The following is a 24,167-nucleotide window of genomic DNA, read 5'->3' on the forward strand; positions in this document are numbered from 1 at the left end:
CCCGGACGGCTCGGCTCCGAGATGACGGGTGACGACGTCGCCCACGGCGAGGCGCTGCTCCGGATCGACGGCCTGACGAAGTACTTCAACCAGGAGTCCGGATTGTTGGCCGGTCTCTCGTTCGAACCCGGCCGGTTCCCGCCGGTCAGTGTCGACCAGCAACGCGTCAAGGCCGTCGACGACGTGAGCTTCGACATCCGGCGGGGGGAAACGCTCGGTCTCGTCGGCGAGTCCGGCTGTGGCAAGAGTACGCTCGGCCGGACGATTCTGCGGCTGCTCGAGCCGACGAACGGGAGTATCTACTTCAAAGGAACCGATCTCGCCGCCCTCGGCGGCGAGGAGCTTCGACGAAAGCGGTCGGAGATGCAGATGATCTTTCAGGACCCGCAGTCCTCGCTGGACCCCCGGATGACGATCGGCCAGATCATCGAGGAGCCGATGCGGGCCCACGACATGCTAGACGAGGAGGGCCGGGAGGAACGGGCCAAGATACTGCTCGAGAAGGTCGGATTGGACCCCCACCACTACAACCGCCATCCACACGCGTTCTCGGGCGGCCAGCGCCAGCGGGTCAACCTCGCGCGGGCGCTGTCGGTCAATCCGGACTTCATCGTCTGTGACGAACCGGTAAGCGCGCTCGACGTCTCCATTCAGGCGCAAGTGTTGAACACGATGGAGAAACTCCAGGCAGAGTTCGGCCTCACGTACCTCTTTATCGCACACGACCTCTCGGTGATCCGGCACATCTCCGACCGCGTCGCGGTGATGTACCTCGGGCACGTCGTCGAACTCGCCGAAAAAGAGGAACTGTTCGAGAACCCACAGCACCCGTACACGCGGGCGTTGCTCGAGTCGATCCCCGTGCCCGATCCGCGGGAGACGGGGGCACGCGGGGTCCTCGAAGGCGAGGTGCCGAGTCCAGTCGATCCACCCACCGGCTGCCGGTTCCGGACCCGGTGTCCGCGGTTGATCGCACCGGAGGGTGAGTCATGGAGCGACGAGGAGTGGGCGCGGACGCGGGCGTTCATGCGGGCAGTCAAGCGGCGGACGTTCGAACCGATGCCGGCCGCCGAAATCGAAGCCGAGTTCTTCGACGGCGAACTCCCGGCCGGCCGGGCGGGCGAGGTCGTCGCCGACGCGATCGATCTCGTCGCGTCCGACCGCGACGACCGGGCAGCTACCGACGAGCAGGGCGCGAAATCCGCTAACTGGGCGGCCGCGACCGAGTTGCTACTCGAGTCGTTCGCCGAGCGGAGCATCTGTGCTCGCGAACGACCCGCCTACGAACTCGAGTCGGAACACGGAGCCGGGACGCACTTCGCGGCCTGTCACCTCCACCGATGACGGCTGACGGCGGACCGCTGTAATTCGCCGCCGATCGCGGATCGGCGGCCGTTTCCCACCAGAGAGAACAGATATCAGATATATCAGTACAGCTCTCGGTCAGTAGGTACCCGCCCCGCTATATACGCCGTATATCGGATAGGTAGGACTCGAAACAACTGATCGAGTACCGTGGAAACCGCGACCGCGGCCGTCGGAGTGACACGATCTTTCACATCATAAATACTTATACGGCTGCCAGCTCTATTTACTCGTGTATGAGTAAGATCCTCGCCGCCGTCACGGCCGGAACGGAACGACTCGCAACGGCACGACGAACGATCCGCCACTCCCCGGAGTTCGGGGACGACCGCACCGCGAACGAGGACGGCCGCCCCGCGACGCGTATCCCGCCGGGTGGCTTCCTTACCGGATGAGTCGCCGGCCCGATGCGGTCCGACGTTGCGGTCGCGTTACTCGAACACTGACGCCGGGTTTTTGAGGTACACGTCCTGTTCGGTCACCCGCTCGTAGATCTCGTAGAGCGTTTCCACGGCACCCTCGTCTGGATCGAACCGGATGTGTGGCGCGTTGTAATAGCCGCGACAGCTAAGCAGGAAGAAATACAGCGTTCGGTGATGGGTCGGCGTCGCGTCGACGACGCCCAGTGTCCGCCCGCCCAGATCGTCCGAGAAGTCGTTGAGCAACGAGGCGATATCGTCCTGAAGTTGCTCGTCGGGACGATACCGCGGGACGCCGAACGTCCGTTCCATGTACGTCGTCGCTGCCTCGAGAACCGGGTTCGAGTCGAGTCCGGTCGGATCCACGGTCCGGAACGTCTCGTACAGGCCGAGCACCGTCGACAGTTCCTCGCGGGTGACGGCGATCGGCACGACCGGATCGCCACGCGGGAGCGAGTACTCCGGAAACGTGTGTGCGCCGGGGTCGGGAAGGTCGGTAAACACGCGTTCGAGCGACATGTATGATAGCACGGACCACAGAATCAAACCGGTTCGGGAGTCCGGCGATAACAGGCGTCACTCGATCCGGATCGTCGTCGAATCGCTCGGTCGATACCGGTTCTCGTGTGTCGCGACGAACGCCCGGATCTCGTACTCGCCGGGGTCGGGAACGACGGACTCGCGGCGGTTCTCCGTCCGCTCGAGTCGGCCGTTCCAGGTGATCGACGAGCCGTCACGCTCGAGCGCGTCGGCGTCGGTTCCGGACTGAAGATCGGATCGCGGCTGGCGCGCGTCCATGGCGAGCGACTACTTCACGAACCCCGATAAACGCCGTGCCGATCGAGGCTCCGGAACCGGGACTGCGGTCTCGAGCGGCGATAACATCGCCGTCACCCGGGGAAACCGATGTCCAAGAACGGCTATTACAGTTCGGTTTCTACAGTTGGTTACACGATGTTACCAGTACTCGAAACGCTACCGCTGACCTTCGACGCCCCCGTCACGGGGGAGCTGTTTCTGATCGCGCGACTCCTGTTCGGGGGCACGCTCGCGTTCATGGGCCTGAACCACTTCCTTGACCTCGAGAACATGGCGGGCTACGCCGAGATGAAAGGGATTCCCGCGCCAACGTTCTCGGTCGCCTTCTCCGGCGGTCTGCTCCTTTTCGGCGGTCTCGGCGTCGCCGTCGGCGTCGCCCCGACAGTGGCCGCGAGCGCACTCGCGTTGTTCCTGCTCGTCGCGACGCCGACGATGCACGACTTCTGGGCAGTCCCCGACGAACAGCGCCAGAGCGAACTGACTAGCTTTCTGAAAAACGTCGGCCTGCTGGGCGGGTCACTCGGTCTGCTCGCGCTCGGCGCGCTCGAGTGGCCGTACGCGCTCGGCGTCGGCCTCTTCTAAGAACCCGAGAACGGAGACGAAATCGGCGAACGAATCGACGGGTCCCCCAGTTATCGCCAGGCTCGAAGCGGCATCGCGTCGTCCGCCTGCATCGAAAGCCACGCGCCGTCGGCCGAGATGTCGGCGATGACGTACTCGTCGCTCGAGTCGGTCGAATCGATCGAACCGACGACCGTATCGTCGGACGGCATGGTGTGGGGGTTCGTCACCATGTATGGGAGTGACAACCACCCATATATAAACGCATCGAAACTGACTGTCCGTTCCGCCGACGGATGAGGTGCGTTCGCGGGCACGCGAAACACTGGGTTTATACTCATTTTCGCCCTACGTTGGGGACATGAACGTAGCCGACGCGATGACGCCCCGCGAAGACGTGGTGACCGTGGCGCTACCGGGCACCCGTTCGGACGTTCTCGAGTACCTGCAAGAACGACCGTTCTCGTCCGTCCCGGTCGTCAACCCGACGGACGACGGGCCGGAGTACAGAGGGCTGATCTCGCGCGACGCACTGATCGAACAGCCCGACGAGGACCAACTCGTCATGCTGATGGACGACGTCCCGACGACGACGAAGGAGACGTCGCTCGAGGAAATCGCGCGCACGATGGTCGAAGAGAACGCGCGCCGCGTTCCCGTCGTCGACGGCGAGTTCGAAGGGATCGTGACGGTGACTGACGTGATCCACGCGATCGCGGCGGGCGAGCAGTCGGTCGACGGAGTCGTCGGGGACTACGCGAGCGAAAACGTGAACACGACCTACGAGGGGGCACCGCTGACCGTCGCCGAACGGGAACTCTCGTACGCGAACGTCCCGTACACCGTCGCGCTCGACGACGACGGCGACATGAGCGGAGTCCTGACCGAGGTCGACATCATCGAGGTCGCCCGCATCGTCGAGGGAGAGGAGGAGACCGGCGATAACTTCGGCGATCAGGACGACGAGTGGTCTTGGGAGGGGATCAAAGCCGTCGGCAGTCGGTATCTGCCGACGCGGGACATCGAAATCCCGAACGGTCCCGTCCGGGAGTTCATGAGCGACGACGTGGTGACGGTCTCGGCCGAGACGTCGATCACGGAAGCCGCACAGCGGATGATCAGCAACGACATCGAACAGATCCCGATGGTCACGGGCGAGCAACTCGTCGGCATCGTCTGTGACGTCGACGTTCTGGAGGCACTTTATGAGTGAACACGAGCACGCAGCCGCGGACGAAAGCACGACGGAGGCAACGAGCGAAAAGCTGGTCGAACTGGCCAAGCGGCGGGGGTACTTCTTCCAGTCCTCCGGGGCCTACGGCGGCGTCGGCGGCTTTTACACCTTCGGTCCGCAGGGAGCGTCCCTGAAAGGCAACGTCGAGGACGCCTGGCGTGATCGGTTCGCCGTCGCCGAGGGCAACATGGAGATCGACGCGCCGACGATCATGCCCGAACCCGTCTTCGAAGCCTCCGGCCATCTGGACGGCTTCGACGACATGCTCGTCGAGTGTCCGGACTGCGGGGAGAGCCACCGCGCCGACCACGTCGTCGAGGACAACACCGAGTACGAGGACGCCGAGAGCCTTCCCATCCCCGAAGTCGAGGAGGTAATCGCCGAGTACGAGCTCGTCTGTCCCTCCTGTGGCGCGGGGCTTGCGGGCCAGGCCGTCGAGACGTTCAACCTCATGTTCGCGACGAACATCGGTCCCGGCGACTCCGACCCCGGCTACCTGCGCCCCGAGACGGCACAGGGCATCTTCGTCGAGTTCCCCCGCCTGAAGGAGTACGCACGCAATCAGCTTCCCTTCGGCGTCACCCAGATCGGCCGCGCCTACCGCAACGAGATCAGTCCGCGTCGCTCCATCATTCGCGTCCGCGAGTTCACGCAGGCCGAACTCGAGTACTTCATCGACCCCGAAGAGGACGACCCCGACCTCGAGCGCGTCGCGGACGTCGAGGTAACGCTGTATCCGGCCGCCGAACAGAACGCCGAGGACGGGTCGCCGATCGAGACGACGATCGGCGAGGCCGTCGAGGAGGGCGTCATCTCGAGTCCGTGGGTCGCGTACTTCCTCGGCGTCGCCAAACCGTGGTACGAGGGGGTCGGCGTCGACATGGACCGGTTCCGGTTCCGCCAGCACCTCTCGGGCGAGCGCGCCCACTACGCCGCGGACTGCTGGGACGCCGAGGGCGAGATCGACGGCAACTGGATCGAACTGGCCGGCTTCGCCTACCGGAGCGATTACGACCTCTCGAAACACGAGGAGTACTCCGAGGACCGGTTCACGATCTTCAAGCAGTACGATGAACCCAAGACCGTCGAGCGCGCGACGGTCGACCCCGACATGAGCTACCTCGGTCCCGAGTTCGGCGGCGCGGCCCAAGACGTCGTCGACGAACTCGAGGCCCTCGCGGCCCGCGACCGCGAGGCCTTCGCGGGCGAGACAGTCGCGATCGAACTCGAGGACGAGACCCACGAGATCCCCGTCGAGAAGACCGGCTTCGCGGTCGAAGAACAGACCGAAGCGGGCGAGCACATCGTCCCCCACGTCGTCGAACCCTCCTTCGGCGTCGGTCGGCTGGTCTACACTGTCCTCCACCACGCGTATCGGGAAGACGAGGTCGACGGCGAACAGCGGACCTACCTCGCACTCGAACCCGAGGTCGCGCCCACGTTCGTCGGCGTCTTCCCGCTGCAAAGCGACGACGACCTCGAGACGACCGCCCGGGAGATCGTCGACGACCTGCGCGGGGCCGGCCTGTCGGTCACCTACGACGACTCGGGCAACATCGGCCGTCGCTACCGCCGACAGGACGAGGTCGGCACGCCCTTCTGCGTGACCGTCGATTACGAGACCCTCGAGAACGAGGCGACGACCGTCACGGTCCGCGAACGGGACACGACCGACCAGAAACGGCTGCCGATCGACGAGCTAGCGGAGACGCTGTCGGCGATTCGAGACGGCGAGTTGGCGTTCGAGGAGCTGTAAGTCGTCCTCGAACGGAGTCCCATCCGGAACCGGTTGGCAGTGATCGACGGACTGAAGGTCGCTTTGTTCGAGGAGTGAGGTGATGGCCGACGAACTGAAGCGCCGACTCGTTCACGCGAGCGGCTCGGGACTGGTCGCACTCTATCTGCTCGCGGACTACGTCGATCTGGGGCTGACGTGGCCCCGGTTTCGGGTCCTGATGGTCGTCCTCGCGGTCGGGACGCTCGCCCTCGAGTTCATCCGACTGCGCGTCGGGCTCGAGTGGTGGCTCTACGAGAAGCTCACCCGGGAGTACGAACAGGACCAGTTCGCGGGCTATGGCTACTACATGGTCAGTATGACGATCGTCGTCCTCGTGTTCCCCGCCGTGATCGCCCTGCCGGCGATGTTGATGCTCGCGCTCGGCGATCCGATCAGCGGGGCCGTCTCGGACGATTCGCTCAAAGCGGTCAAGGGACCGAAAGTGCTCGTTACGATGTTCGTCGTGAGCGCGCTCATCGCCGCCCCGTTTCTCTACACGACGCCGCTGGCGATCGTCGCCGCGGCCCTCGGCGCGACGCTCGCCGACGGCGTCACGGTCCGGCTCGACGACTTCGTCGTCGACGATAACCTGACGATCCCGATCTACGCCGCCTGTCTGGCGTATCTCGCCGTGGAGTTCGTCCCGGTCTGACCCGACCCGACTCCAAGCGCCGCTGCCATCACCCGTTCAGTCGCCATGGTTCGGCGTTGAGAACCGCTGCAAAGGTGATCCATACGAGATACGGCACGAGCAGCAAGCCGGCTCGGCGATCCGCCGAAACGCGATGATCGTCCCGGCGACGAGCGCCCAGAGGACAACGACGACCGAAAGCGCGAGTCCCAACAGGACGAACAGGGCCGTCCAAGCCACCGGGAACGCGATGTCGGGCGGATAGAACCACGGTTTCTCGAGCGCGCGTTTCACTTTCACCGCGCATTCTCAACCCTTAACCGCGACCGCGTCGAACCGGCGGCCATGCCAGCACAGGACGAGGAACCGCCCTCCATCGAGCATCCGCTGCTCGAGCCCGATTTCCTCGAGCGCCGACTCTACCAGTTGAAACTCGCCGGAACGGCGGCGAACGACCACACGCTCGTCTGTCTCCCCACCGGGCTGGGGAAGACGACGGTGAGCCTGCTGGTCACGGCCCGCAGGCTCGAGGAGGTCGGCGGGAAGTCGCTGATGCTCGCGCCCACCAAGCCCCTCGTCCAGCAACACGCCGATTTCTACCGGGACGCGCTGCGGATTCCGGACGAGGAGATCGTCGTCTTCACCGGCGACGTCAGTCCCGACGAGCGCGCCGCCCTGTGGGACGGGGCGACGGTCGTGATGGCGACGCCGCAGGTGATCGAGAACGACCTCGTCGGCAGCCGCGTCTCGCTGGCCGACGTCACCCACCTGACCTTCGACGAGTGCCATCGGGCGACCGGCGACTACGCCTACAACTACATCGCCGAGCGCTACCACGCGGACGCCCGCGACCCGCTCGTAACGGGGATGAGCGCATCGCCCGGCGGCGACGAGGAGGCTATCCTCGAGGTCTGTGAGAACCTCGGCATTCGGGACGTCGAGGTGATGACCGAGGAGGACGCCGACGTCGAGGAGTTCACCCACGACACCGACGTCGAATGGGAGCGGATCGAACTCCCCGAAGCCGTGCTCGAAATCCGGGACGCCCTGAACGAGGTCATCAAAGAGCGTCTCGAGAAGCTCAAGGAACTGGGAGTGGCGAGTTCGACCCAGCCCGACCAGTCCCAGAAGGACCTGAACCGGATGCGGGCCGAACTCCAGCAGTTGATCAACAACGACCAGTCGGAGGGGTTCGAGGGGATGTCGCTCCACGCGGAAGTGATGAAGCTCCGGCAGGCCGTCACGCTCGTCGAGACCCAAAGCGTCGAGGCCGTCCGGCGGTACTTCGAGCGCCAGCGCAATCAGGCCCGTTCCTCGGGCGCGTCCAAGGCGAGCCAGCGGCTGGTCTCGGACCCCCGCGTTCGGGAGGCCATGCGCAAGGCCGATGGGTTCGACCAGCTCCACCCCAAATACCGGAAAACGCGGATGCTGCTGGCCGAGACCCTCGGCCTCGAGGGCGGCGAGCGGGTGATCGTCTTCACGGAGTCCCGCGATACCGCGGAGGCGCTGACGGACTTCCTGTCGGGGAGTTTCGACGCCAAACGGTTCGTCGGCCAAGGTGACCGCGAGGGGTCGGACGGGATGACCCAGAACGAACAACAGGAGGTACTGGACGAGTTCCGGGCGGGCGAGTTCGAAGTGCTCGTCTCGACCTCCGTCGCCGAGGAGGGACTTGACGTGCCGGAAGTCGACCTCGTGCTCTTTTACGAACCGGTTCCGACGGCGATCCGCTCGATCCAGCGCAAGGGGCGGACGGGTCGGCAATCCGAGGGGCGGGTGGTCGTTCTCATGGCCGAAGACACCCGCGACGAGGCGTACTTCTGGATCTCGCGCCGTCGCGAGAAGGAGATGGAGTCGGAACTGCGCGAACTGAAGGGGATGGCCGACGACCTCGCGGACGAACTCGACGATTCCCAGCAGGCCCTGACCGATTTCGAGACCGACGGCGACCGCGGGGCGGAAGTGAACGACGAGGGGGCCGACCCCGACGCCGTCACCGATTCCTCCAGTGGAAGCGGGGGGGATTCGACGCGGCCCGGGTTACAGGAGTTTTCGGACGCGGTGCCACAGGTCGAGGACAATATCGAGACACACGAGCCGTCGGCCGACGGCGACGCCGTCGCGGTCGTCGCCGACCAGCGGGAGATGGACGCCAACATCGCCCGGGATCTCTCGAAACGTGAGGAGATCGACGTTCGGCTCGAGACCCTCGACGTCGGCGACTACGTCCTGTCGGATCGGGTCGTCGTCGAGCGCAAGTCCGTCGCCGACTTCGTCGACTCGCTGGTCGAGGGCGACCGGTCGGTCTTCGAGCAGGTCGGCGCGATGGCCCGCCACTACTCGCGGCCGATCGTCATCGTGGAAGGCGACGGCCTGTACGAACAGCGGGACGTCCATCCGAACGCGGTTCGCGGCGCGCTCTCGAGTCTCGCGGTCGATTTCGGCGCGAGCGTCCTGCGGACCGAAGGCGAGGGCGAAACCACCGAACTGCTGGCGGTGATCGCGGGCCGCGAGCAGGAGAACGCGGACCGAACGGTGTCGGTCCACGGCGAGAAGGGGTCGAAGACGCTGGCCGAGCAACAGGAGTACGTCGTCTCCTCGATCGCCGAAATCGGCCCCGTCACCGCCCGCTCGCTGCTCGAGGAGTTCGGCACCGTCGAGGCGGTGATGATCGCGAGCGAGGACGAGTTACGGGAGGCCGACGGCGTCGGCGAGGTGACCGCCGAGCGGATCCGTGAAGTAATCGGCAGCGAGTACACGGGAACCGGCCGCTGACGGCTCGAGCACGTCGCGGGGCCGGCAGGGAGGTTACCCCTCGTAGCCCGCGTACTCCATCAGGTCCGCGAAGACGTCGGTGTCCATGACGTCCCGGTAGACGATGGCGTTGACCATCCCGCCGGGGTAGGCGTTCCCGTTCATCGCGTGGTCGACCTTGTGACAGTGCAGCAGGTAGATGCCGGGATCGGCGTCGGCCTCGAACTCGATGGTGTGTCGTTGCGCGGGGGCGATGTTCGTCACGTCCTGTTCGTACTGGGCGGCTTCTGGGATCTGGCCGCCGTCTTTCTCGACGACTCTAAAGCGGTGGTTGTGCGTGTGCATCGGATGGGACATGTAGCCGGCGTTGACCATGTGGAGGCGAACGGTGTCCCCGCGGTCGACGATGATCGGCGAGCCGTCCTCCGGGTGGATGGTCCGCGGGAGGCTCTTGCCGTTCATGGTGAACACGTCCGGGTTCCGATCCCGAGGGCTGTAATCGACGTCTTCGCCCGCGAACTGCCGGTTCAGCCGGGAGTCCCAGTCTTTCACGGTGAAGAAGTACTCCTTGTCGGCGGGCTCGTACCCCTTCGGGTCGACGCGGAAGATGCCGTACATCCCCATGTCGATGTGGCGGTGAGTCTGGTAGTGGCAGTGATAGAGGTGGGTCCCCGGGACGTTCGCCGGAATCGTGTAGGTGTGTTTCTCGCCGGGATCGACCGTGATCCCGGTCGTCGTCGGCACGCCGTCGTTCTCCCAGGTCTTCTTCGCGCCGTGGAAGTGCAGCGTGTGCGGGTGGTCGTTGTCCGTGTTGTCAAGCGTCACTTCGATGTCGTTCCCTTCGGTCGTCCGGAGGATCGGCCCCGGGACGCTGGGCTCGCCGTCATCGGCTTGGAACGCCCAGACCCGCGGGAGTTCGACCGGGCCGCCCATCGAATCGAGCGGGTGGACGGCATGTTGGGCCGACACCGAACGCAGCGTGACGCTGCCGCCCTGTTCGTCGACCTGGACGACCTCGGGGGGACTCGTCCAGGGAAGCGACGAGGAGTCGTCGGCCGGCGGCTCCGCGGCCGCCGGCTGCGGCTGGGACCCACCCTGATTCGTCGTACAGCCGGCCAGCGCCGCCGTTCCGGCACCCGTTGCGGCGATAAACTCGCGTCGCGATACCCCCAGTCCGGGCGCACCAATACGATCTCTCATGACAGCTTATCCTACGAAGACCCACCGTATAACGGGGGTAGCTGGTTCCTACCGGACGGGAACTGACGGAACCGGGTCGGTACCGAAAGACGTCCCTCGAGTCGACTCCCGGTCTCGTCGGCGCACGCAGCGTCGGTTCGCACTGGTCGTGGCTCGAGCGGTTGGAGAACCTTAGCGGAGCGTGTTCAACGTCTCGCTGGCTTCGCGAGCGGCCTCGAGACACGCCGTCGCGTGACGCGGGTCGTCGGTCGCGGCCGCCTCGCCGGCGAACTTCTCGAGGGCGCGAACGAGCGACTCGCGGGCGGCCTCGAGGTCGCCGTCGACCGGCGTCGACGTGCCGGAACGCTGTCCGCGACGCCCCACCGAGCGGCGTTCGTCGCCGGCGGATCGGTCGGTCGATGCCGACTGTGAGGGCGGCGTTCGGACCGGTTGTGACCGGGCCGCGGTTTCAGGGGCCGACTCCCGATCGGTCGGCGTCGCGTCGGCCCCGCCGCGTTCCTGACGCTCCCGGCCGGACGGGTCGATGGCCGCATCGCCGTCGGTCGTCGCGTCGGTACCGGCAGCGGGCGTCGAATCCGTCCCCGGCTCCGCCGCTCCGGTTTCGGTCTCGGTATCGGCACCGTCGGCTTCGTCTTCGGCCGGCTGGGCCTCGAGATCGGTCCCCTCGACGGCGTCGGGGTTGCCGTGACAGCTCGGACAGAAGGTCGTCCCGTTTTGCTTGAACAGCGGGTCGCCACAGGTCCCACAGTGGGTGTTGGTCATCGTCGCACCCTTGAGAAGCAGGTCGCTCATCCGCTGGGTGGCCTCCCGCTCGGCCTTGTCGCGCTCGTACTTCTCCCGAAGTTTCTCGCGCTCGGCTTCCTTGTCGAAGTCGCTCATGTCCGTCTAGAGGGTCTCGGGTGTCGAAAAGGCTACGACACGACTCGAGACCGGACGTTCGACGGCGACCATTCGATGGGATCGCTTCGACTCGAGCCGCGAGCCGACAGGGGTCAACTCACTCGATGCGACGGTACATCGCCTTCGAGTCGGGACGGGTCTCTTCGTACCCGAACTGTTCGTAGAACCCGTCGACGTCGGCCACGAGGTTCACGTACGCGTTCGGCGGAGCCGTCCCTTCGAGGAAGGTCTCGAGGGCGGACATGATCCGCTTCCCCAGTCCCCGGCGCTGGTGGTCCGGATGGACCGCCATATCCGTGATCTGGTAGACGGTCCCGCCGTCGCCGACGATTCGGCCCATGCCGACGACCTCGTCGGTCGGTTCGTGAACCGCAATCGCGCCGTACAGCGAGTTCGGCAAGCCGCGTTCGATCCCCTCGAGCGATCGCGGCGGCATCCCGGCAGCCTCGCGCAACGCGGCGAAGGTCTCGGGATCGGGGAGTTCCTCGCGAACGCTGTAGGGGTCGGCCTCGCTTGAATCGGGCATGTGAGTCCCGAGACGCGCCGTGGAAAAGACAGTGGCGGGTTCGTCACAGCACGTCATGTGGACCTCGAGTCAGGGGCCGTCCTCGAGCGCGGCCTCGACGGCGTCGACGGCCGCCTCGGGGGTCTCGACGGGTTCGATCTCGAGGGCGGGAACGTCGTGAGTTCCGAGTCCGACGACGGGACGATCGTAGATCGCTGCAAAGCCGATCTCCGAGAGCGTTCCGGCGCTGCCCGCGAGGGCGATGACCGCGTCCCCGTTCAGCGGAACGAGCGCGTTCCGGGCGTGGCCCAGACCGGTCGCGATCGGGTGATCGACGTAGTCGTTGGCCTCGGCGGGGCGCTCGCCCGGAAGGATGCCGATCGTCGTTCCACCTGCCGCCTTCGCACCGCGGCAAACGGCCTCCATCGTTCCGCCGCGACCGCCACAGACGACCGTGTGGCCGCGCGCGGCGAGTTCGCGGCCGACCGAAGCCGCGAGGTCGGTTTCCGCTGCCGTGATCGTCCCGCCGCCGATGACGCTAACACGAAGGGGCATGTACGAGGCGGCGTTCCGAGTCCCTATTATCGGTTCGGTCCGAGAGTAACGTCTTCGTGCCGCTCGAGCGGTCGAACGTGGCCGGCGGCCCGGCTCGTGGACCTAGTGGTTCGACGATCGACGTATCGAATATCGTCACATTCAGGCTTGCGTAGGAAATCCGACGGATTTAACGCAGGCGCGGCAGGAGGATTACGTGGTATGACGAAAGTTAGCGTAGTCGGCGCGGCCGGAACGGTCGGGGCCGCTGCGGGCTACAACATCGCGCTTCGGGACATCGCGGACGAACTCGTCTTCGTCGACATTCCGGACAAGGAAGACGATACGATCGGGCAGGCTGCCGACGCCAACCACGGGGCAGCCTACGACTCGAACACCACGATCCGGCAGGGCGGCTACGAGGACACCGAAGGCTCGGACGTCGTCGTCATCACCGCCGGCATCCCGCGCCAGCCGGGCCAGACCCGCATCGATCTGGCGGGCGACAACGCGCCAATCATGGAGGATATCGGCTCCTCGATCGCCGAATACAACGACGACTTCGTCACCGTCACCACGTCCAACCCCGTCGACCTGCTGAACCGTCACCTCTACGAGGCGGGCGACCGCGCACGCGAGAAGGTGATCGGTTTCGGCGGCCGCCTCGACTCCGCCCGGTTCCGCTACGTCATCTCCCAGCGCTACGACGCGCCGGTCCAGAACGTCGACGCAACCATCCTCGGCGAGCACGGCGACGCGCAGGTCCCCGTGTTCTCCAAGGTCCGCGTCGACGGTCAGGACCTCGAGTTCGACGACGACGAAAAGGAAGAGCTGCTCGAGGAACTGCAGACCTCGGCGATGAACGTCATCGAGAAGAAAGGCGCAACCGAGTGGGGGCCGGCCACCGGCGTCGGCCACATGGTCGAGGCCATCCTGCGAGATACGGGCGAAGTCCTCCCCGCGAGCGTCAAGCTCGAGGGCGAGTACGGTCACGAGGACACCGCCTTCGGCGTCCCCTGTAAGCTGGGCTCCGACGGCGTCGAGGAGATCGTCGAGTGGGACCTGACCGAGTTCGAGCGCAACCAGCTCGGCGAGGCCGCCGAGAAGCTCTCGGATCAGTACGACGAGATCGCGTAGTCCGATCGTTAGCGACCGCCTTTTTCCCGTCGGTTCCGAACGCGGACCTCGGTCGGCCCGGGATCGAGCGTCACCCCGAGCGACGGCTCGAGCGAGTCGGCGACGCGGTCGAACTCGACGCGGCCCGCGATCGTCGCGAGCGCGAGTTGCAGCTCGGTCATCGCAAAGCGCATCCCGAGACAGTGTCGCGGGCCGCCACTGAAGGGGAAGTACGCGTACTCGGGTCGGTCCGGGTCTGACTCGAGCCTTCGGCATCGCCCGTCGTCACCCTCGTCGTCCGCGAGCCAGCGCTCGGGTCGAAACGTACCGGGATCCGTCCACCAGCGGCCGTCGCGCTGGATACCGTATATCGAGAGTTGGAGGGTCGTCCCGGCCGGCACGCGATACCCCGACAGCACCACGTCCGATTTCGGTTCGCGGTAGACGCCCGTCGCCGGCGGGTAGAGTCGCAGCGCCTCCCTGACGACGGCCTCGGTGTACGCGAGCCGATCGAGGTCCTCGACCGTCGGCTCCCGGCCGCCGCAGACGGCCTCGAGTTCGCGGTCGAGTTCGGCCCGGACCGCGGAATCACCCGCGAGCAGCCAGCACGTAAACGCCAGCGACGTCGCGGTCGTCTCGTGACCGGCGAAGAGAAACGTGATGAGCTGATCCCGCACCGCCTCGGGAGGGAGCCGGGAGCCGTCGGGGTACTCCGCGCGGGCCAGCAGTGAAAGGAGGTCGTCGCCCGCCGCCTCCGACGCGCGACGCTGCGCAACCAGATCGTCGACGAGCGACTCGAGGTCGGCCATCGCGGCCTCGTACTCGCGTTCGACGCGATCCGGGAACCACGAGGGCAGGATCGATCCGAGCGCGAGTCGCCCGGGAGACGCGTAGTCGTTGACGGCGTCCGCTGCCCGCGTGACGACGGCAGCGCGATCGGACTCGAGCGGGAGATCGAACAGCGTTCGGGTGAGGACGCGCAGTGCGTACGTCGACATCGCGTCCCGAAGCGCGACCGTCTCGCCCTCGTCCCAGTCGTCGACGAGCGCCGCCGCCTCGTCGACCATCGCGTCGGCGTACGAGCGGATTCGATCCGGCGTGAACGACGATTGCAACAGTTGTCGCTGGCGACGCCACCGCTTTCCCTCGGTGAACAGGATTCCGTCGGGCGCGATGAGTTCGCCGAAGTCGGTTTCGAACTCGCCCTTCCGGAACTCGTCGGCGCGCGAGACCAGCACCGTCTCGACGGCGGCGGGTTCGAAAACGAGCGCGAACTCGGTGCCGTAGGCCTCGTAGGCGACGACGTCGCCGCGCGCTCGGGCCGACCGGAGAAACCCGAACGGATCGCGGGCGATCGACAGCGTGGTCCCGAGCAACGGAATCCCCCGCAGTCGTGGCGGTCGTTCGGCGTTCGTCCCCGTCCCTTCCGCGGCGTCGCTGGACCGCAACGAGTCCGTCTCGGTCATGTTCGAACGGAGGCGTGGATCGGACGTCGGATTTCTCCCGAAGTGCTGAACTTCTTTATAGTGGACGACGAGATACCAGTATGCAATCGGCGGATCTGACGCTTCGCCTGCCGGAGTGGATGCAGCTTCCTGTACCCGTACCGGGGGTGGAACTCGAGTTCCATCGGGAGGAACTGCTCTCCTGGCACGTCGACCTCGAGACGGAACGGGTACGGTTTCTCTCGCTGATCGTCGGCGATCGTGGCGCGATTCGGGAAGCAGCGGCCGATCTGGACGTCGTCCATCGGTTCGATATCACGCCGGTCGACGAGGAGACGTTCTACGCCTACGCCGTGATGGACGTCCGCGCCGCCGACGAGCGTCTGATGGGTACGTTCGACGAACCGGGACTCGTGATCGTCCCGCCGATCGTCTACACCGGTCCGGAAACCGTCCACGTTACCCTTCTCGGCGAACCCGAAGCGCTGGCGGGCCTGCTCGATCGATTCCCCGAAGACGTCGGCGTCGAGGTCGAGCGGGTGAGCGATCATCAGCGCCGGGCCGAGACGCTCGCGGGCAGGCTGACCGCACGACAGTTCGAGGCGATGGAAACGGCTCGCGAACTCGGGTACTACGAGGTGCCGCGAACGGCGTCGCTGGCCGAGGTGGCGACCGAACTGGGCTGTTCCGAAAGCGCGGCGTCGACGCTGCTCAGGACGGTCGAATCGGAACTGGTCGACGCGGCACTGGGACGGTAAACGGTCGCGTGGTCCAGTGACGGAACACACCAGTCCGCCCCGGCACGAAAGAACGCAGGCCAGTGACTCTCAAAGGCAGTCAGCCGCCGGTCACGATGTCGAACGGATTCGTGCGATCGCCCATGGAAAAGTATCTGTTTTGTTTTATTCATGCTATAGTATAGTAGTATAAACCCCCAATGACGGGATTTATCCGGATCGAGTCACATAGCATCTCGGTAACATATGGGGGGTACGGGAACCGATCGGAGACGAGGGGTTTCGCAGGTAGTCGGCGTCGTCCTTTTGATCGGGATCGTTCTCCTGGTGTCGGCCGTGGCCAGTTACGCCGTTCTCGGGCTCGTCGAGCGGCCCGATCCCGCACCGAACACGGTGATCGAACTCGAGCAAACGGACGACGGAGACGGGTATCAACTACTCCACGAAAACGGCGACGAGCTAGAAGGCGACCGGGTCGAACTCCGGGGTGTCGCCGACGAAGAGGCACTGCACGGGCAGACGTTCGGCACGGCCGACAGCGTCGGCGTCGTGCCGCTCGAAACGGAGGTCAAACTCGTCTGGCACGGCGATCACACGAGCTATCTCCTGCACACTTTCGAGGTCGAATCGGTGCCGTTCGAGGTCGATTACCGGTGTGAAGAGGCCGAAACGCGGATCGAGAACAACGGCGATCTGGACCTGAACGGGGCGGTGATCGATTGCGACGTAACGGAGGAAACCGACACGGGGAAGACCGATATCAACATCGATCTCGATGCCGGCGCTGCAATCACCGGCACCGTCGATACCGACGGCGACGTCGATCTCGACGGATCGACGGTGGCGGGCGATGTGACGACGGACGCCGACGACATCACGATCACCGACGACAGCGAGGTCTACGGTGACGTCGTCGCGCAATCCGAGACGAATATCGATATCGACGGCGGGTCACGTGTCCGCGGTGTCGTCGTCTCGGACGGCGGGGACGTCGACCTCGACGACGTCACGGTCGAGGGCCACGTCTACGCCGACGAGAACGACTTCACCTGCTCCGGCGACACGACGATCGGTCCCGACGGGGCGAGTTGTAGCGAGTACGATCCGAAGAGTCCGAGCGAATACTGATTCGGATCCGGAAAGGGACGCGAGCGTTTCGGACCGGAGCTTACGGAATCAGCTGCTCGCCGTCGTCGTCGTAGATCACGATCGCATCGACGGGGCAGGTCCGGGCCGCGAACTTCGCGTCGAGTTCCGCGTCGTCGGGCACCTCGCGGACGAAGACGCCGTCCTCGACCTCCTCGCTGCCCTCGAGTTCCGCCTTGCCCTTCGATTTGTCTTCCTCGAAGGCGTCCCACTCGGCAACACACTGGAACATCCCGATACAGGTGTCCTCGTCGAACTCGACTCTCATAAGCGGAAGTTGGGTCGATCGCCGTAAATCGTTAGCGATCGCCGTGATGATCGATGATAACAGGAATCAAATGTCATCGTGTTTTTATTATCGGGCGGCCCGTCGGCACGGATATGTCACGTGATCGGCCCGGATCACCGGTACAATCGGATCGACGGGCGACTCGAGTGACCGCCGATCCGCTCGGCAAAGCGATGCTCGCACACCAGCGCGACGAACCGGGACGACTCGTCTACAGGGACGGAGCGGACGTTCAGGACGGCAACGTCGCGGCGTTTTACTTCTCGACTCCCGAGTCGTGGGGGCCGGAGACGGTCGAGTGTCTCGAGCGACTCGCCGATCGCGAACCGATCCTCGACGTGGGCTGTGGGGCGGGGAAACACCTGCTGTGGTGGGCCGACCGGGACGTCGAAGCCGTCGGCGTCGACGCGAGCCCGAACGCGATCAGGGCCGCCCGCGAGCGCGGACTCGAGGAGGGGCGGCTGTTCGTCGGGGACATGTTCGATCTGCCGATCGAAACGGGTGCGGTCGGTGCCGTCCACGCCGTCGGAACCCAGATCGGACTCGGCCGGTCGCTGGCCGGTATCCGAACGGTGCTCGCCGAGTTCGCTCGCGTCACGGCCGACGACGGGAGAGCCGTCGTCGACAACTACGATCCCACGCGGCTGGACGACGGGTTCTTCGGCTACCGATCGGATCCCCGCACCGGGATCGCCCACCGGTGTTTTCACCTCGAGTTCGAGCGCGAAACCCCGGACGGGGACCGCCGCCGGGAACTCGGCCGGACGTTGCAGTTTCTGCTCTGTTCGCCCGCTCGTCTTCGCGAAGCGACGATCGGGACGCCGTGGTGCGTGACCGCCACGCGGCGGGCGAACGGCGACGCGTACTATAGAGCAGTACTGGAGCGGCGATAACCCTCGCTCGAGCGCGGGGTATCCTCGGAGGAACGCTTTTCCGACCGGTCGTGGAAGCCAGCCGGACGGGATGGTCGCGTTCTCGGGTGCGGTGCTGGTCGCGATCGCCATCGTCACCTGCCTCGGGATGGCGTGGGTCCTCGGAGCCAACAGCAACTCGCCGCCGTTTGCCCCGGCGATCGGCGCGAACGCGATTTCGACGATGCAGGCGGCGTTCGTCGTCGGGGTACTCGCCGCCGCGGGCGCGCTCACACAGGGTGGCAGCATCTCGCGGACGATCGGTGCGGGACTGATCGACGGCGTCACGATCACGCCGCTTGCGGCCATCGCGGGACTGCTGACCGCCGCGACGTTCATGGGAATCGGGATCTACACCCGCTATCCGGTGCCGGCGGCGTTCGCGACGACGGGAGCGATCGTCGGCGTCGGGCTCTCGCTGGGCGGCGATCCCGCGTTCGACACCTACCGGCGGCTCGGGACGTTCTGGGTGCTGGTCCCGATCATGTCCGGCGGGCTCGCGTACCTCACGGCGACGATTCTCCGGCGGGACGACGTTCCCGAAACCGTCAGCGTCCCGCTGCTTGCGGGCGTCGTCGGCGTGATCGTCGCGAACGTTCGGCTCGGCGTCATCCCCGATCCGGAGGCGACACAGGGGACGCTGGCGCGGTTTCTCGCCCGGCAGTTCGGCGGCGGGCCGGCACTCGTCGGCGGCGTGGAGACCGGCGTGGTGGTCGTCACGGCCGGGTTCGGCGCGCTCTCGTACTACTGGATCCGCCGACGCGTCCGGGTCTCCGTCGAGAAGGGAATCCGGTCGTTCGTGGTCGTTCTCGGTGGTATCGTCGCGTTTTCGTCGGGTGGGTCACAGGTCGGGCTCGCGACCGGACCGCTCGAGCACCTCTTCCGGGTCGAGCTCGGGCTGCCGTCGATCGCCCTGTTGTCACTCGGCGCGACCGGAATCCTCGCGGGCGCGTGGATGGCCTCGCCGCGGCTCCTGCAGGCGACCTCCCGGGAGTACGCCCAGCTCGGCGTGCGGCGTTCGATCGCGGCGCTCGTCCCGGGCTTTATCATCGCACAACTCGCGATCGCGCTGGGGATCCCGATCTCGGTCAACAACATCATCCTCTCGGGGGTCATCGGCAGCGGCCTCGCGGCGGGGTCCGCCGGCGTCTCCAGACGGAAGATCGGAGTCACCGTCACCTTCTGGCTGTTGACGCTCGGGACGTCGACCCTCGTCGGCTTCGGACTCTACCGGCTGCTCGCGGCGACGATCGGCGGCTGAGAGCCTACAGAACCCCGGTCGTCACTCGAGCACAGTCACCGGACCGGCGGTGCGTTCGACGACCGTCGCGGCGACGCTTCGGCCGAGAAATCGCCGTACGAGGCCCTTCGTGCTGGCGTCGTGACCGTACATGACGACGTGATCGATCCCCTCGTCGGTCGTATACCGCGGCACGACGGTCCCCGGTCGTCCCGCCACGGTCTCGATCCGAACCCGATCGGTCCCGCCGGCAGCGTCGACGGCCTCGAGCAAGTTCGTCGCCCGACGGCGCGCCTGTGTCGTTCGGTCCTCGCGCTCGAGCACGCCGCCCTCGCTGAGCGGCGCGTCCAGCGGCGTCACGACGGCCAGCAACGTAACTTCGGCGTCGGGAAACGTCTCGAGTGCGTATTCGAGCGCTCGGTCCTCGCTCGGGCGGCCGAGGGTCGGCACGAGGACGCGATCGGGGGCCGAAGCGACCATACGCGGACTTCGGCAGCCACCGGTATCGGTCTATCGCCCCGCAGGGGTCGGGAGACGACCGCGACCCGGCGGCGGTTGCGCCGTTGAAAGTGCTGGCGCTGGGCATCGCGGGCGTACGCGCCACGTCCCGTCCGCCGTTCGAGTACTCGGAGAACCGTGTTTGCTGCACAGCACCGTCATACCGCCGCTCGAGCCACGATCCCGAAACAGCAGCCGCGACACCGACCAGTCAGTATCCTAACGTTCTTTAGGATAGATTGCGTACCGCACGGATGCGCACGAAAGTGCGCATGAGCCGGAGTGCCTGGTTGGTGCCGCGCACTCCGGCTCGGACACACGCCCCCGCGGAGCGGGAGCAATCCACCATTGGCGTTGGCGAAATAAAGACCTGCCGACGTTCCGCCGCTCAGTCGCAACTGTCGCCGGTTCGTCGCTGGTTGCTCTCCGCCGTGTCGGGGCTTACAAACGGAGAGACACATGGTTTCGAGCATCACACTTCACTGCGACTGTGGTACAGACGTCCGTGTCGCGACGACGGACAACACGGCAAGGTGTTCCGACTGCGGGACGACGTTCGCGCTCTCGTTCGTCGAAGACCCCGACCATGCACCCAGCACTCGTCACGGCACTCGAACGAATCGCGGCCCGTGAAGGCCGCGATCCGACGGCCCTGCCGCCGCTGTACGAGGCCGTCGATCCCGACGCAGTGACCGCCGTCCTCGAGTCGAACCCGGGGGTCACTGTCCGGTTCGCCTATGCCGGCTACCGCGTCGTGATCGGCCCCGGGCCTGACGAGATCGGAGTGATCGACGCGGGAGAGTGACGGGGCACTGATCGGCTACCGCGGGGTTCCGCGGTTTTGGTTCGGCCCCGCTACGCTCGCCGCGCTCGAGCGCGGCGCAGCCGTCGGCTCTCGAGTCCTGCGATCCTGATACCGGCCGCGTGGTGGCGTCGAGCACGTGCGACGCTACCCGCAAACCGAGATCGGTCTCGAGGGACACTTCCGTTCCAAGCGTCGAACTGGGGCGCTGCTGTCCTGCCGTGTGCCGTGGCCCGACTCGTGAGCCGACAGCCGCTGCCCTTCCGGACGATCCGGATCGTCCGCTCCCGCGTTGAACGCCGTATCGTCGCCGCGGGTAACGGCGTTCGCGTCGATCGCGAGGCCACGCGACTCGGAGCAGGGCCGAACGGAGGACGTGAGACGACAGTTTAAACCGCAGGACGCGCCAACTGCGGGTAATGAATATCGAGGAGCTGACGGGGCTCCCGCCCGGTGCCGCCGATCACTTCCGGAGCGAGGGCATCGAGGAACTGTACCCGCCACAGGCCGAGACGGTCGAGGCCGGCGCGACCGACGGCGAGAACCTCGTCGCCGCGGTGCCCACCGCAAGCGGGAAGACGATGATCGCCGCGCTCTCGATGCTGTCGGCGATCGAACGCGGCGGGAAGGCGCTGTACATCGTTCCCCTGCGAGCGCTCGCCAGCGAGAAAAAGGACGAGTTCGAGGCCTACGAGGAGTTCGGCGTCACGGTCGGCGTGACGACAGGCAACTACGAGAGCACGGACGACTGGCTCGCCACGAAAGACATCATCGTCGCCACCAGCGAGAAAGTCGACTCGCTCGTTCGCAACGGGGCCGACTGGCTCTCGGATCTCACCTGCGTCGTCAGCGACGAGGTTCACCTCATCGACGATCGGAACCGGGGACCCACGCTCGAGGTCACGCTCGCGAAGCTCCGCCAGCTCAACCCCAGCCTCCAGGTGGTCGCGCTCTCGGCGACGGTCGGCAACGCCGACGAAATCGCCGACTGGCTCGACGCCTCGCTCGTGGATACCGACTGGCGGCCGATCGACCTCCGAATGGGCGTCCACTACGGCAACGCCTTGCACTTCGACGACGGCTCGACCAGCGAAGTGCCCGTGGAGGGCTCGGAGAAACAGGAGGCCGCGCTCGTTCGCGACATCCTTCAGGAAGGCGGGTCGTCGCTCGTGTTCGTCAACTCCCGGCGCAACGCCGAGGCCGCCGCCCGACGGCTGGGCGGGGTCTCGAGGCACGAACTCACCGCCGACGAACGCGCCGCGTTGGCGGACCTCGCCGCAGAGATCCGGGAGGTCAGCGACTCCGAGACGAGCGACGACCTCGCTGACTGCGTCGAACGGGGGGCGGCATTCCACCACGCGGGGCTGGCGAGCGAACACCGCTCGATCGTCGAGGACGCCTTCCGCGACCGGCTGCTGAAGGTGATTTCGGCGACGCCGACGCTGGCGGCCGGCGTGAACACCCCCGCCCGCCGCGTCATCGTTCGCGACTGGCGGCGGTTCGACCCCAGCGCGGGCGGGATGGCCCCGCTTGACGTTCTCGAGATACATCAGATGATGGGGCGTGCAGGTCGGCCGGGACTGGACCCCTACGGCGAGGCGGTCCTGCTCGCGAACAGTCACGACGAGCACGAAGAGCTGTTCGACCGGTACGTCTGGGCCGATCCCGAACCGGTCCGCTCGAAGCTGGCGGCCGAACCCGCCCTCCGGACGCACGTGCTCGCGACGATCGCCTCCGGGTTCGCCCGTACCCGCGATGAACTGCTCGAGTTCCTCGCGGAAACGCTGTACGCGAGCCAGTCGACCGAGGCGGGCCGGCTCGAGGCCGTGACCGACGACGTGCTGTCGTACCTCGAGCGCAACGACTTCATCGAGCGTGACGGTGGCGGTGCCGACGACGCCGACGGGGCGTTCACCTCCGCGGCCGACCTCGCCGACGGCGGGCGGGACGAGGACCTCGCGGCGACCGATCTCGGCCACACCGTCTCGCGGCTCTACCTCGATCCGATGAGCGCCGCCGAGATCGTCCACGGGTTAGAAAGCGCCGACGAGCGGCCGACCCCGCTCGGCCTCTACCAGCTCGTCTCGCGGACGCCGGACATGTATGAACTCTACCTGCGCTCGGGCGAGGACGAGACGTTCGGCGAACTCTTCTTCGAACGCGAGGGGGAGCTGTTGGGCGACGCCCCGAGCGAGTTCGAGGAGAACCGGTTCGAGGACTGGCTGGCCGCCCTGAAGACGGGGAGACTGCTCGAGGACTGGGCCGAGGAAGACGACGAGGACACGATCACAGAGCGGTACAAGATCGGTCCCGGCGACCTCCGCGGGAAGGTCGACACCGCCGAGTGGCTGCTCGGCGCGGCCGAGTCGCTTGCCCACGAGATCGACAGCGAGTGGACCGTCGCGGTCCGGGAGGCTCGCGCCCGCGTCGAACACGGCGTGAGCGAGGAACTGCTCGAACTCGTCTCGGTCGGCGGCGTCGGCCGCAAGCGCGCCCGCCGGCTCTACGAACGGGGGATCGAGTCGCCGGCCGATCTCCGGACCGCGGACAAGGCCGTCGTCCTCGACGCCCTGAAGGGGGCGAAGACGGCAGAGAACATCCTCGAGAACGCCGGCCGCGAGGATCCCTCGATGGACGGCGTCGATCCCGCCGGCGGAGACGGGACGGCGGACACGGAAACGGCAACGCCCGACACGGGACGGGACGACGGCGACGACGAAGCGACGGCCGACAGCCAGTCGAGTCTGGGTGATTTCTAATGCAGGTGTTCGAGTGCCGACTCGCGGTCGACGACCTCGACGCGTTCGTCGCCGAGCTGGGCGAAATCGGGGACCGAACCGACACGACGATTCAGGCGTTCGACGCCCGCTACGTCGCCGATCGACGCCACCTCGAGCGGGCCGTCGAACTGGCCGATCGGGCCATCGAGCGCGGCGAAAACGTCGCTCGAGACCGCGGCGTCGAGATCCTGCTGTACGCCGCCGGCCGGCGGCAGATCGACCGCGCCCTCGAGATGGGCGTCACCGAAGGCGAGACCCGGGCCGTTGTGCTGGTCGCCGCCGAGGGCGAAAGCGGCGACGAGCCTGCTGCTCTCGAGGCGCTCGCGGATCGTGACGCGGTCGTCGCGAGGGAACCGACCCTCGAATCCGTCGACGAGGAAACCCTGTGTGAGTTCTTCGAGATCACCGACGCGGAGCGAGCGGCGACCGACGCTCCCCTCGGGGCGCTGGTTCGCGAACGGGTCGCCCTGCTCGAGGTCGAGAAGTAATCAATAACTCTGACAT

At 66.3% G+C, this 24,167-nt stretch carries 26 protein-coding genes and 1 pseudogene; 15 read left to right on the forward strand and 12 right to left on the reverse strand.

Going from position 1 to position 24,167, the window contains the following annotated elements; genetic code table 11:
- The first annotated feature begins 21 nt into the window (after window positions 1–21).
- Both TX80_RS15595 and TX80_RS19540 read left to right on the forward strand, forming a co-directional pair.
- Window positions 22–1,344: an ABC transporter ATP-binding protein gene (locus TX80_RS15595; protein WP_154658696.1), complete on the forward strand. Its 1,323-nt coding sequence runs from the start codon at window positions 22–24 to the stop codon at window positions 1,342–1,344.
- A gap of 257 nt (window positions 1,345–1,601) precedes the next feature.
- Window positions 1,602–1,760 (forward strand): hypothetical protein, encoded by a 159-nt coding sequence (locus TX80_RS19540; protein ID WP_195893100.1) that lies wholly within the window; start codon window positions 1,602–1,604, stop codon window positions 1,758–1,760.
- Between the two features lie 36 nt (window positions 1,761–1,796).
- On the opposite strand, the gene TX80_RS15600 is transcribed toward TX80_RS19540, so the two are convergent.
- Together TX80_RS15600 and TX80_RS15605 are read right to left on the reverse strand one after the other, a co-directional pair.
- Complete coding sequence (locus TX80_RS15600; RefSeq protein WP_049924160.1) at window positions 1,797–2,303, reverse strand: hypothetical protein; 507 nt, start codon at window positions 2,301–2,303, stop codon at window positions 1,797–1,799.
- 57 nt (window positions 2,304–2,360) lie between these two features.
- Entirely contained in the window at window positions 2,361–2,582 is a 222-nt protein-coding gene (locus TX80_RS15605; RefSeq protein WP_049924162.1) for a hypothetical protein, read from the reverse strand.
- 156 nt (window positions 2,583–2,738) lie between these two features.
- Here TX80_RS15605 and TX80_RS15610 point away from each other — a divergent pair, with 156 nt between their 5' ends.
- On the forward strand, window positions 2,739–3,185 hold the full coding sequence (locus TX80_RS15610) for a DoxX family membrane protein (protein WP_049924163.1): 447 nt from the start codon (window positions 2,739–2,741) through the stop codon (window positions 3,183–3,185).
- A gap of 50 nt (window positions 3,186–3,235) precedes the next feature.
- Here TX80_RS15610 and TX80_RS19545 read toward each other — a convergent pair whose 3' ends face one another.
- Window positions 3,236–3,397: a DUF7556 family protein gene (locus TX80_RS19545; RefSeq protein ID WP_195893101.1), complete on the reverse strand. Its 162-nt coding sequence runs from the start codon at window positions 3,395–3,397 to the stop codon at window positions 3,236–3,238.
- A gap of 128 nt (window positions 3,398–3,525) precedes the next feature.
- Between TX80_RS19545 and TX80_RS15615 the strand changes: the two genes are divergently transcribed.
- The 3 genes from TX80_RS15615 (at window position 3,526) to TX80_RS15625 (ending at window position 6,827) form a co-directional block, all read left to right on the forward strand.
- Window positions 3,526–4,377: a CBS domain-containing protein gene (locus TX80_RS15615; RefSeq protein ID WP_049924164.1), complete on the forward strand. Its 852-nt coding sequence runs from the start codon at window positions 3,526–3,528 to the stop codon at window positions 4,375–4,377.
- On the forward strand, window positions 4,370–6,154 hold the full coding sequence (gene glyS, locus TX80_RS15620; RefSeq protein WP_049924165.1) for a glycine--tRNA ligase: 1,785 nt from the start codon (window positions 4,370–4,372) through the stop codon (window positions 6,152–6,154). The genes TX80_RS15615 and glyS overlap by 8 nt, the downstream gene beginning before the upstream one ends.
- Window positions 6,155–6,236: 82 nt before the next feature.
- Complete coding sequence (locus TX80_RS15625) at window positions 6,237–6,827, forward strand: diacylglycerol/polyprenol kinase family protein (protein WP_049924166.1); 591 nt, start codon at window positions 6,237–6,239, stop codon at window positions 6,825–6,827.
- 28 nt (window positions 6,828–6,855) lie between these two features.
- Here the strand turns inward: TX80_RS15625 and TX80_RS15630 are convergent.
- A pseudogene (locus TX80_RS15630) lies at window positions 6,856–7,094 on the reverse strand (tryptophan-rich sensory protein); the annotation flags it as partial.
- Between the two features lie 57 nt (window positions 7,095–7,151).
- Here TX80_RS15630 and TX80_RS15635 point away from each other — a divergent pair.
- Window positions 7,152–9,581, forward strand: a complete 2,430-nt coding sequence (locus TX80_RS15635; protein WP_049924168.1) for a DEAD/DEAH box helicase — start codon at window positions 7,152–7,154, stop codon at window positions 9,579–9,581.
- Window positions 9,582–9,614: 33 nt separating this feature from the next.
- Here TX80_RS15635 and TX80_RS15640 read toward each other — a convergent pair whose 3' ends face one another.
- The 4 genes from TX80_RS15640 to TX80_RS15655 form a co-directional block, all read right to left on the reverse strand.
- Entirely contained in the window at window positions 9,615–10,760 is a 1,146-nt protein-coding gene (locus tag TX80_RS15640; protein ID WP_049924169.1) for a multicopper oxidase domain-containing protein, read from the reverse strand.
- A 171-nt stretch (window positions 10,761–10,931) separates the two neighbouring features.
- On the reverse strand, window positions 10,932–11,639 hold the full coding sequence (locus TX80_RS15645; RefSeq protein ID WP_049924171.1) for an Sjogren's syndrome/scleroderma autoantigen 1 family protein: 708 nt from the start codon (window positions 11,637–11,639) through the stop codon (window positions 10,932–10,934).
- A gap of 118 nt (window positions 11,640–11,757) precedes the next feature.
- Window positions 11,758–12,186, reverse strand: a complete 429-nt coding sequence (locus TX80_RS15650) for a GNAT family N-acetyltransferase (protein ID WP_049924173.1) — start codon at window positions 12,184–12,186, stop codon at window positions 11,758–11,760.
- Window positions 12,187–12,255: 69 nt separating this feature from the next.
- A complete protein-coding gene (locus tag TX80_RS15655) occupies window positions 12,256–12,720 on the reverse strand; it encodes a TIGR00725 family protein (protein WP_049924175.1) in 465 nt (154 codons plus the stop codon).
- Between the two features lie 201 nt (window positions 12,721–12,921).
- Here TX80_RS15655 and mdh point away from each other — a divergent pair, with 201 nt between their 5' ends.
- Complete coding sequence (gene mdh, locus TX80_RS15660) at window positions 12,922–13,836, forward strand: malate dehydrogenase (RefSeq protein ID WP_049924176.1); 915 nt, start codon at window positions 12,922–12,924, stop codon at window positions 13,834–13,836.
- A gap of 8 nt (window positions 13,837–13,844) precedes the next feature.
- Here the strand turns inward: mdh and TX80_RS15665 are convergent, their stop codons facing one another.
- Entirely contained in the window at window positions 13,845–15,281 is a 1,437-nt protein-coding gene (locus tag TX80_RS15665; protein WP_049924177.1) for a cytochrome P450, read from the reverse strand.
- 80 nt (window positions 15,282–15,361) lie between these two features.
- On the opposite strand from TX80_RS15665, the gene TX80_RS15670 reads away from it, so the two are divergent.
- Window positions 15,362–16,018 carry a helix-turn-helix domain-containing protein gene (locus tag TX80_RS15670; protein ID WP_049924178.1) on the forward strand — a complete coding sequence of 219 codons (657 nt, stop codon included), beginning with the start codon at window positions 15,362–15,364 and terminating at the stop codon, window positions 16,016–16,018.
- Window positions 16,019–16,243: 225 nt separating this feature from the next.
- Window positions 16,244–17,125 (forward strand): type IV pilin N-terminal domain-containing protein, encoded by an 882-nt coding sequence (locus TX80_RS15675; protein WP_049924179.1) that lies wholly within the window; start codon window positions 16,244–16,246, stop codon window positions 17,123–17,125.
- Window positions 17,126–17,165: 40 nt separating this feature from the next.
- Here TX80_RS15675 and TX80_RS15680 read toward each other — a convergent pair whose 3' ends face one another.
- Window positions 17,166–17,411 carry a ferredoxin gene (locus TX80_RS15680; RefSeq protein WP_049924181.1) on the reverse strand — a complete coding sequence of 82 codons (246 nt, stop codon included), beginning with the start codon at window positions 17,409–17,411 and terminating at the stop codon, window positions 17,166–17,168.
- Window positions 17,412–17,524: 113 nt separating this feature from the next.
- Between TX80_RS15680 and TX80_RS15685 the strand changes: the two genes are divergently transcribed.
- Together TX80_RS15685 and TX80_RS15690 are read left to right on the forward strand one after the other, a co-directional pair.
- Entirely contained in the window at window positions 17,525–18,325 is an 801-nt protein-coding gene (locus TX80_RS15685) for a class I SAM-dependent methyltransferase (RefSeq protein WP_049924182.1), read from the forward strand.
- 70 nt (window positions 18,326–18,395) lie between these two features.
- Entirely contained in the window at window positions 18,396–19,604 is a 1,209-nt protein-coding gene (locus TX80_RS15690; protein ID WP_049924183.1) for an inorganic phosphate transporter, read from the forward strand.
- A gap of 21 nt (window positions 19,605–19,625) precedes the next feature.
- On the opposite strand, the gene TX80_RS15695 is transcribed toward TX80_RS15690, so the two are convergent.
- A complete protein-coding gene (locus TX80_RS15695; RefSeq protein WP_049924184.1) occupies window positions 19,626–20,063 on the reverse strand; it encodes a universal stress protein in 438 nt (145 codons plus the stop codon).
- Between the two features lie 604 nt (window positions 20,064–20,667).
- Between TX80_RS15695 and TX80_RS15700 the strand changes: the two genes are divergently transcribed.
- A complete protein-coding gene (locus tag TX80_RS15700; RefSeq protein WP_049924185.1) occupies window positions 20,668–20,886 on the forward strand; it encodes a HalOD1 output domain-containing protein in 219 nt (72 codons plus the stop codon).
- A 144-nt stretch (window positions 20,887–21,030) separates the two neighbouring features.
- Here the strand turns inward: TX80_RS15700 and TX80_RS19135 are convergent, their stop codons facing one another.
- Window positions 21,031–21,387: an eCIS core domain-containing protein gene (locus TX80_RS19135; protein WP_154658686.1), complete on the reverse strand. Its 357-nt coding sequence runs from the start codon at window positions 21,385–21,387 to the stop codon at window positions 21,031–21,033.
- On the opposite strand from TX80_RS19135, the gene TX80_RS15705 reads away from it, so the two are divergent.
- Window positions 21,303–23,642, forward strand: coding sequence for an ATP-dependent DNA helicase (locus TX80_RS15705; protein ID WP_049924186.1), 2,340 nt, complete (start codon window positions 21,303–21,305; stop codon window positions 23,640–23,642). The genes TX80_RS19135 and TX80_RS15705 overlap by 85 nt on opposite strands.
- Window positions 23,642–24,151 carry a KEOPS complex subunit Cgi121 gene (gene cgi121 / locus TX80_RS15710; RefSeq protein WP_049924188.1) on the forward strand — a complete coding sequence of 170 codons (510 nt, stop codon included), beginning with the start codon at window positions 23,642–23,644 and terminating at the stop codon, window positions 24,149–24,151. Before TX80_RS15705 ends, cgi121 begins: the two co-directional genes overlap by 1 nt.
- Window positions 24,152–24,167: the final 16 nt, after the last annotated feature.

It is taken from the genome of Halopiger djelfimassiliensis, assembly GCF_000455365.1.
Taxonomy (GTDB): domain Archaea; phylum Halobacteriota; class Halobacteria; order Halobacteriales; family Natrialbaceae; genus Halopiger_B; species Halopiger_B djelfimassiliensis.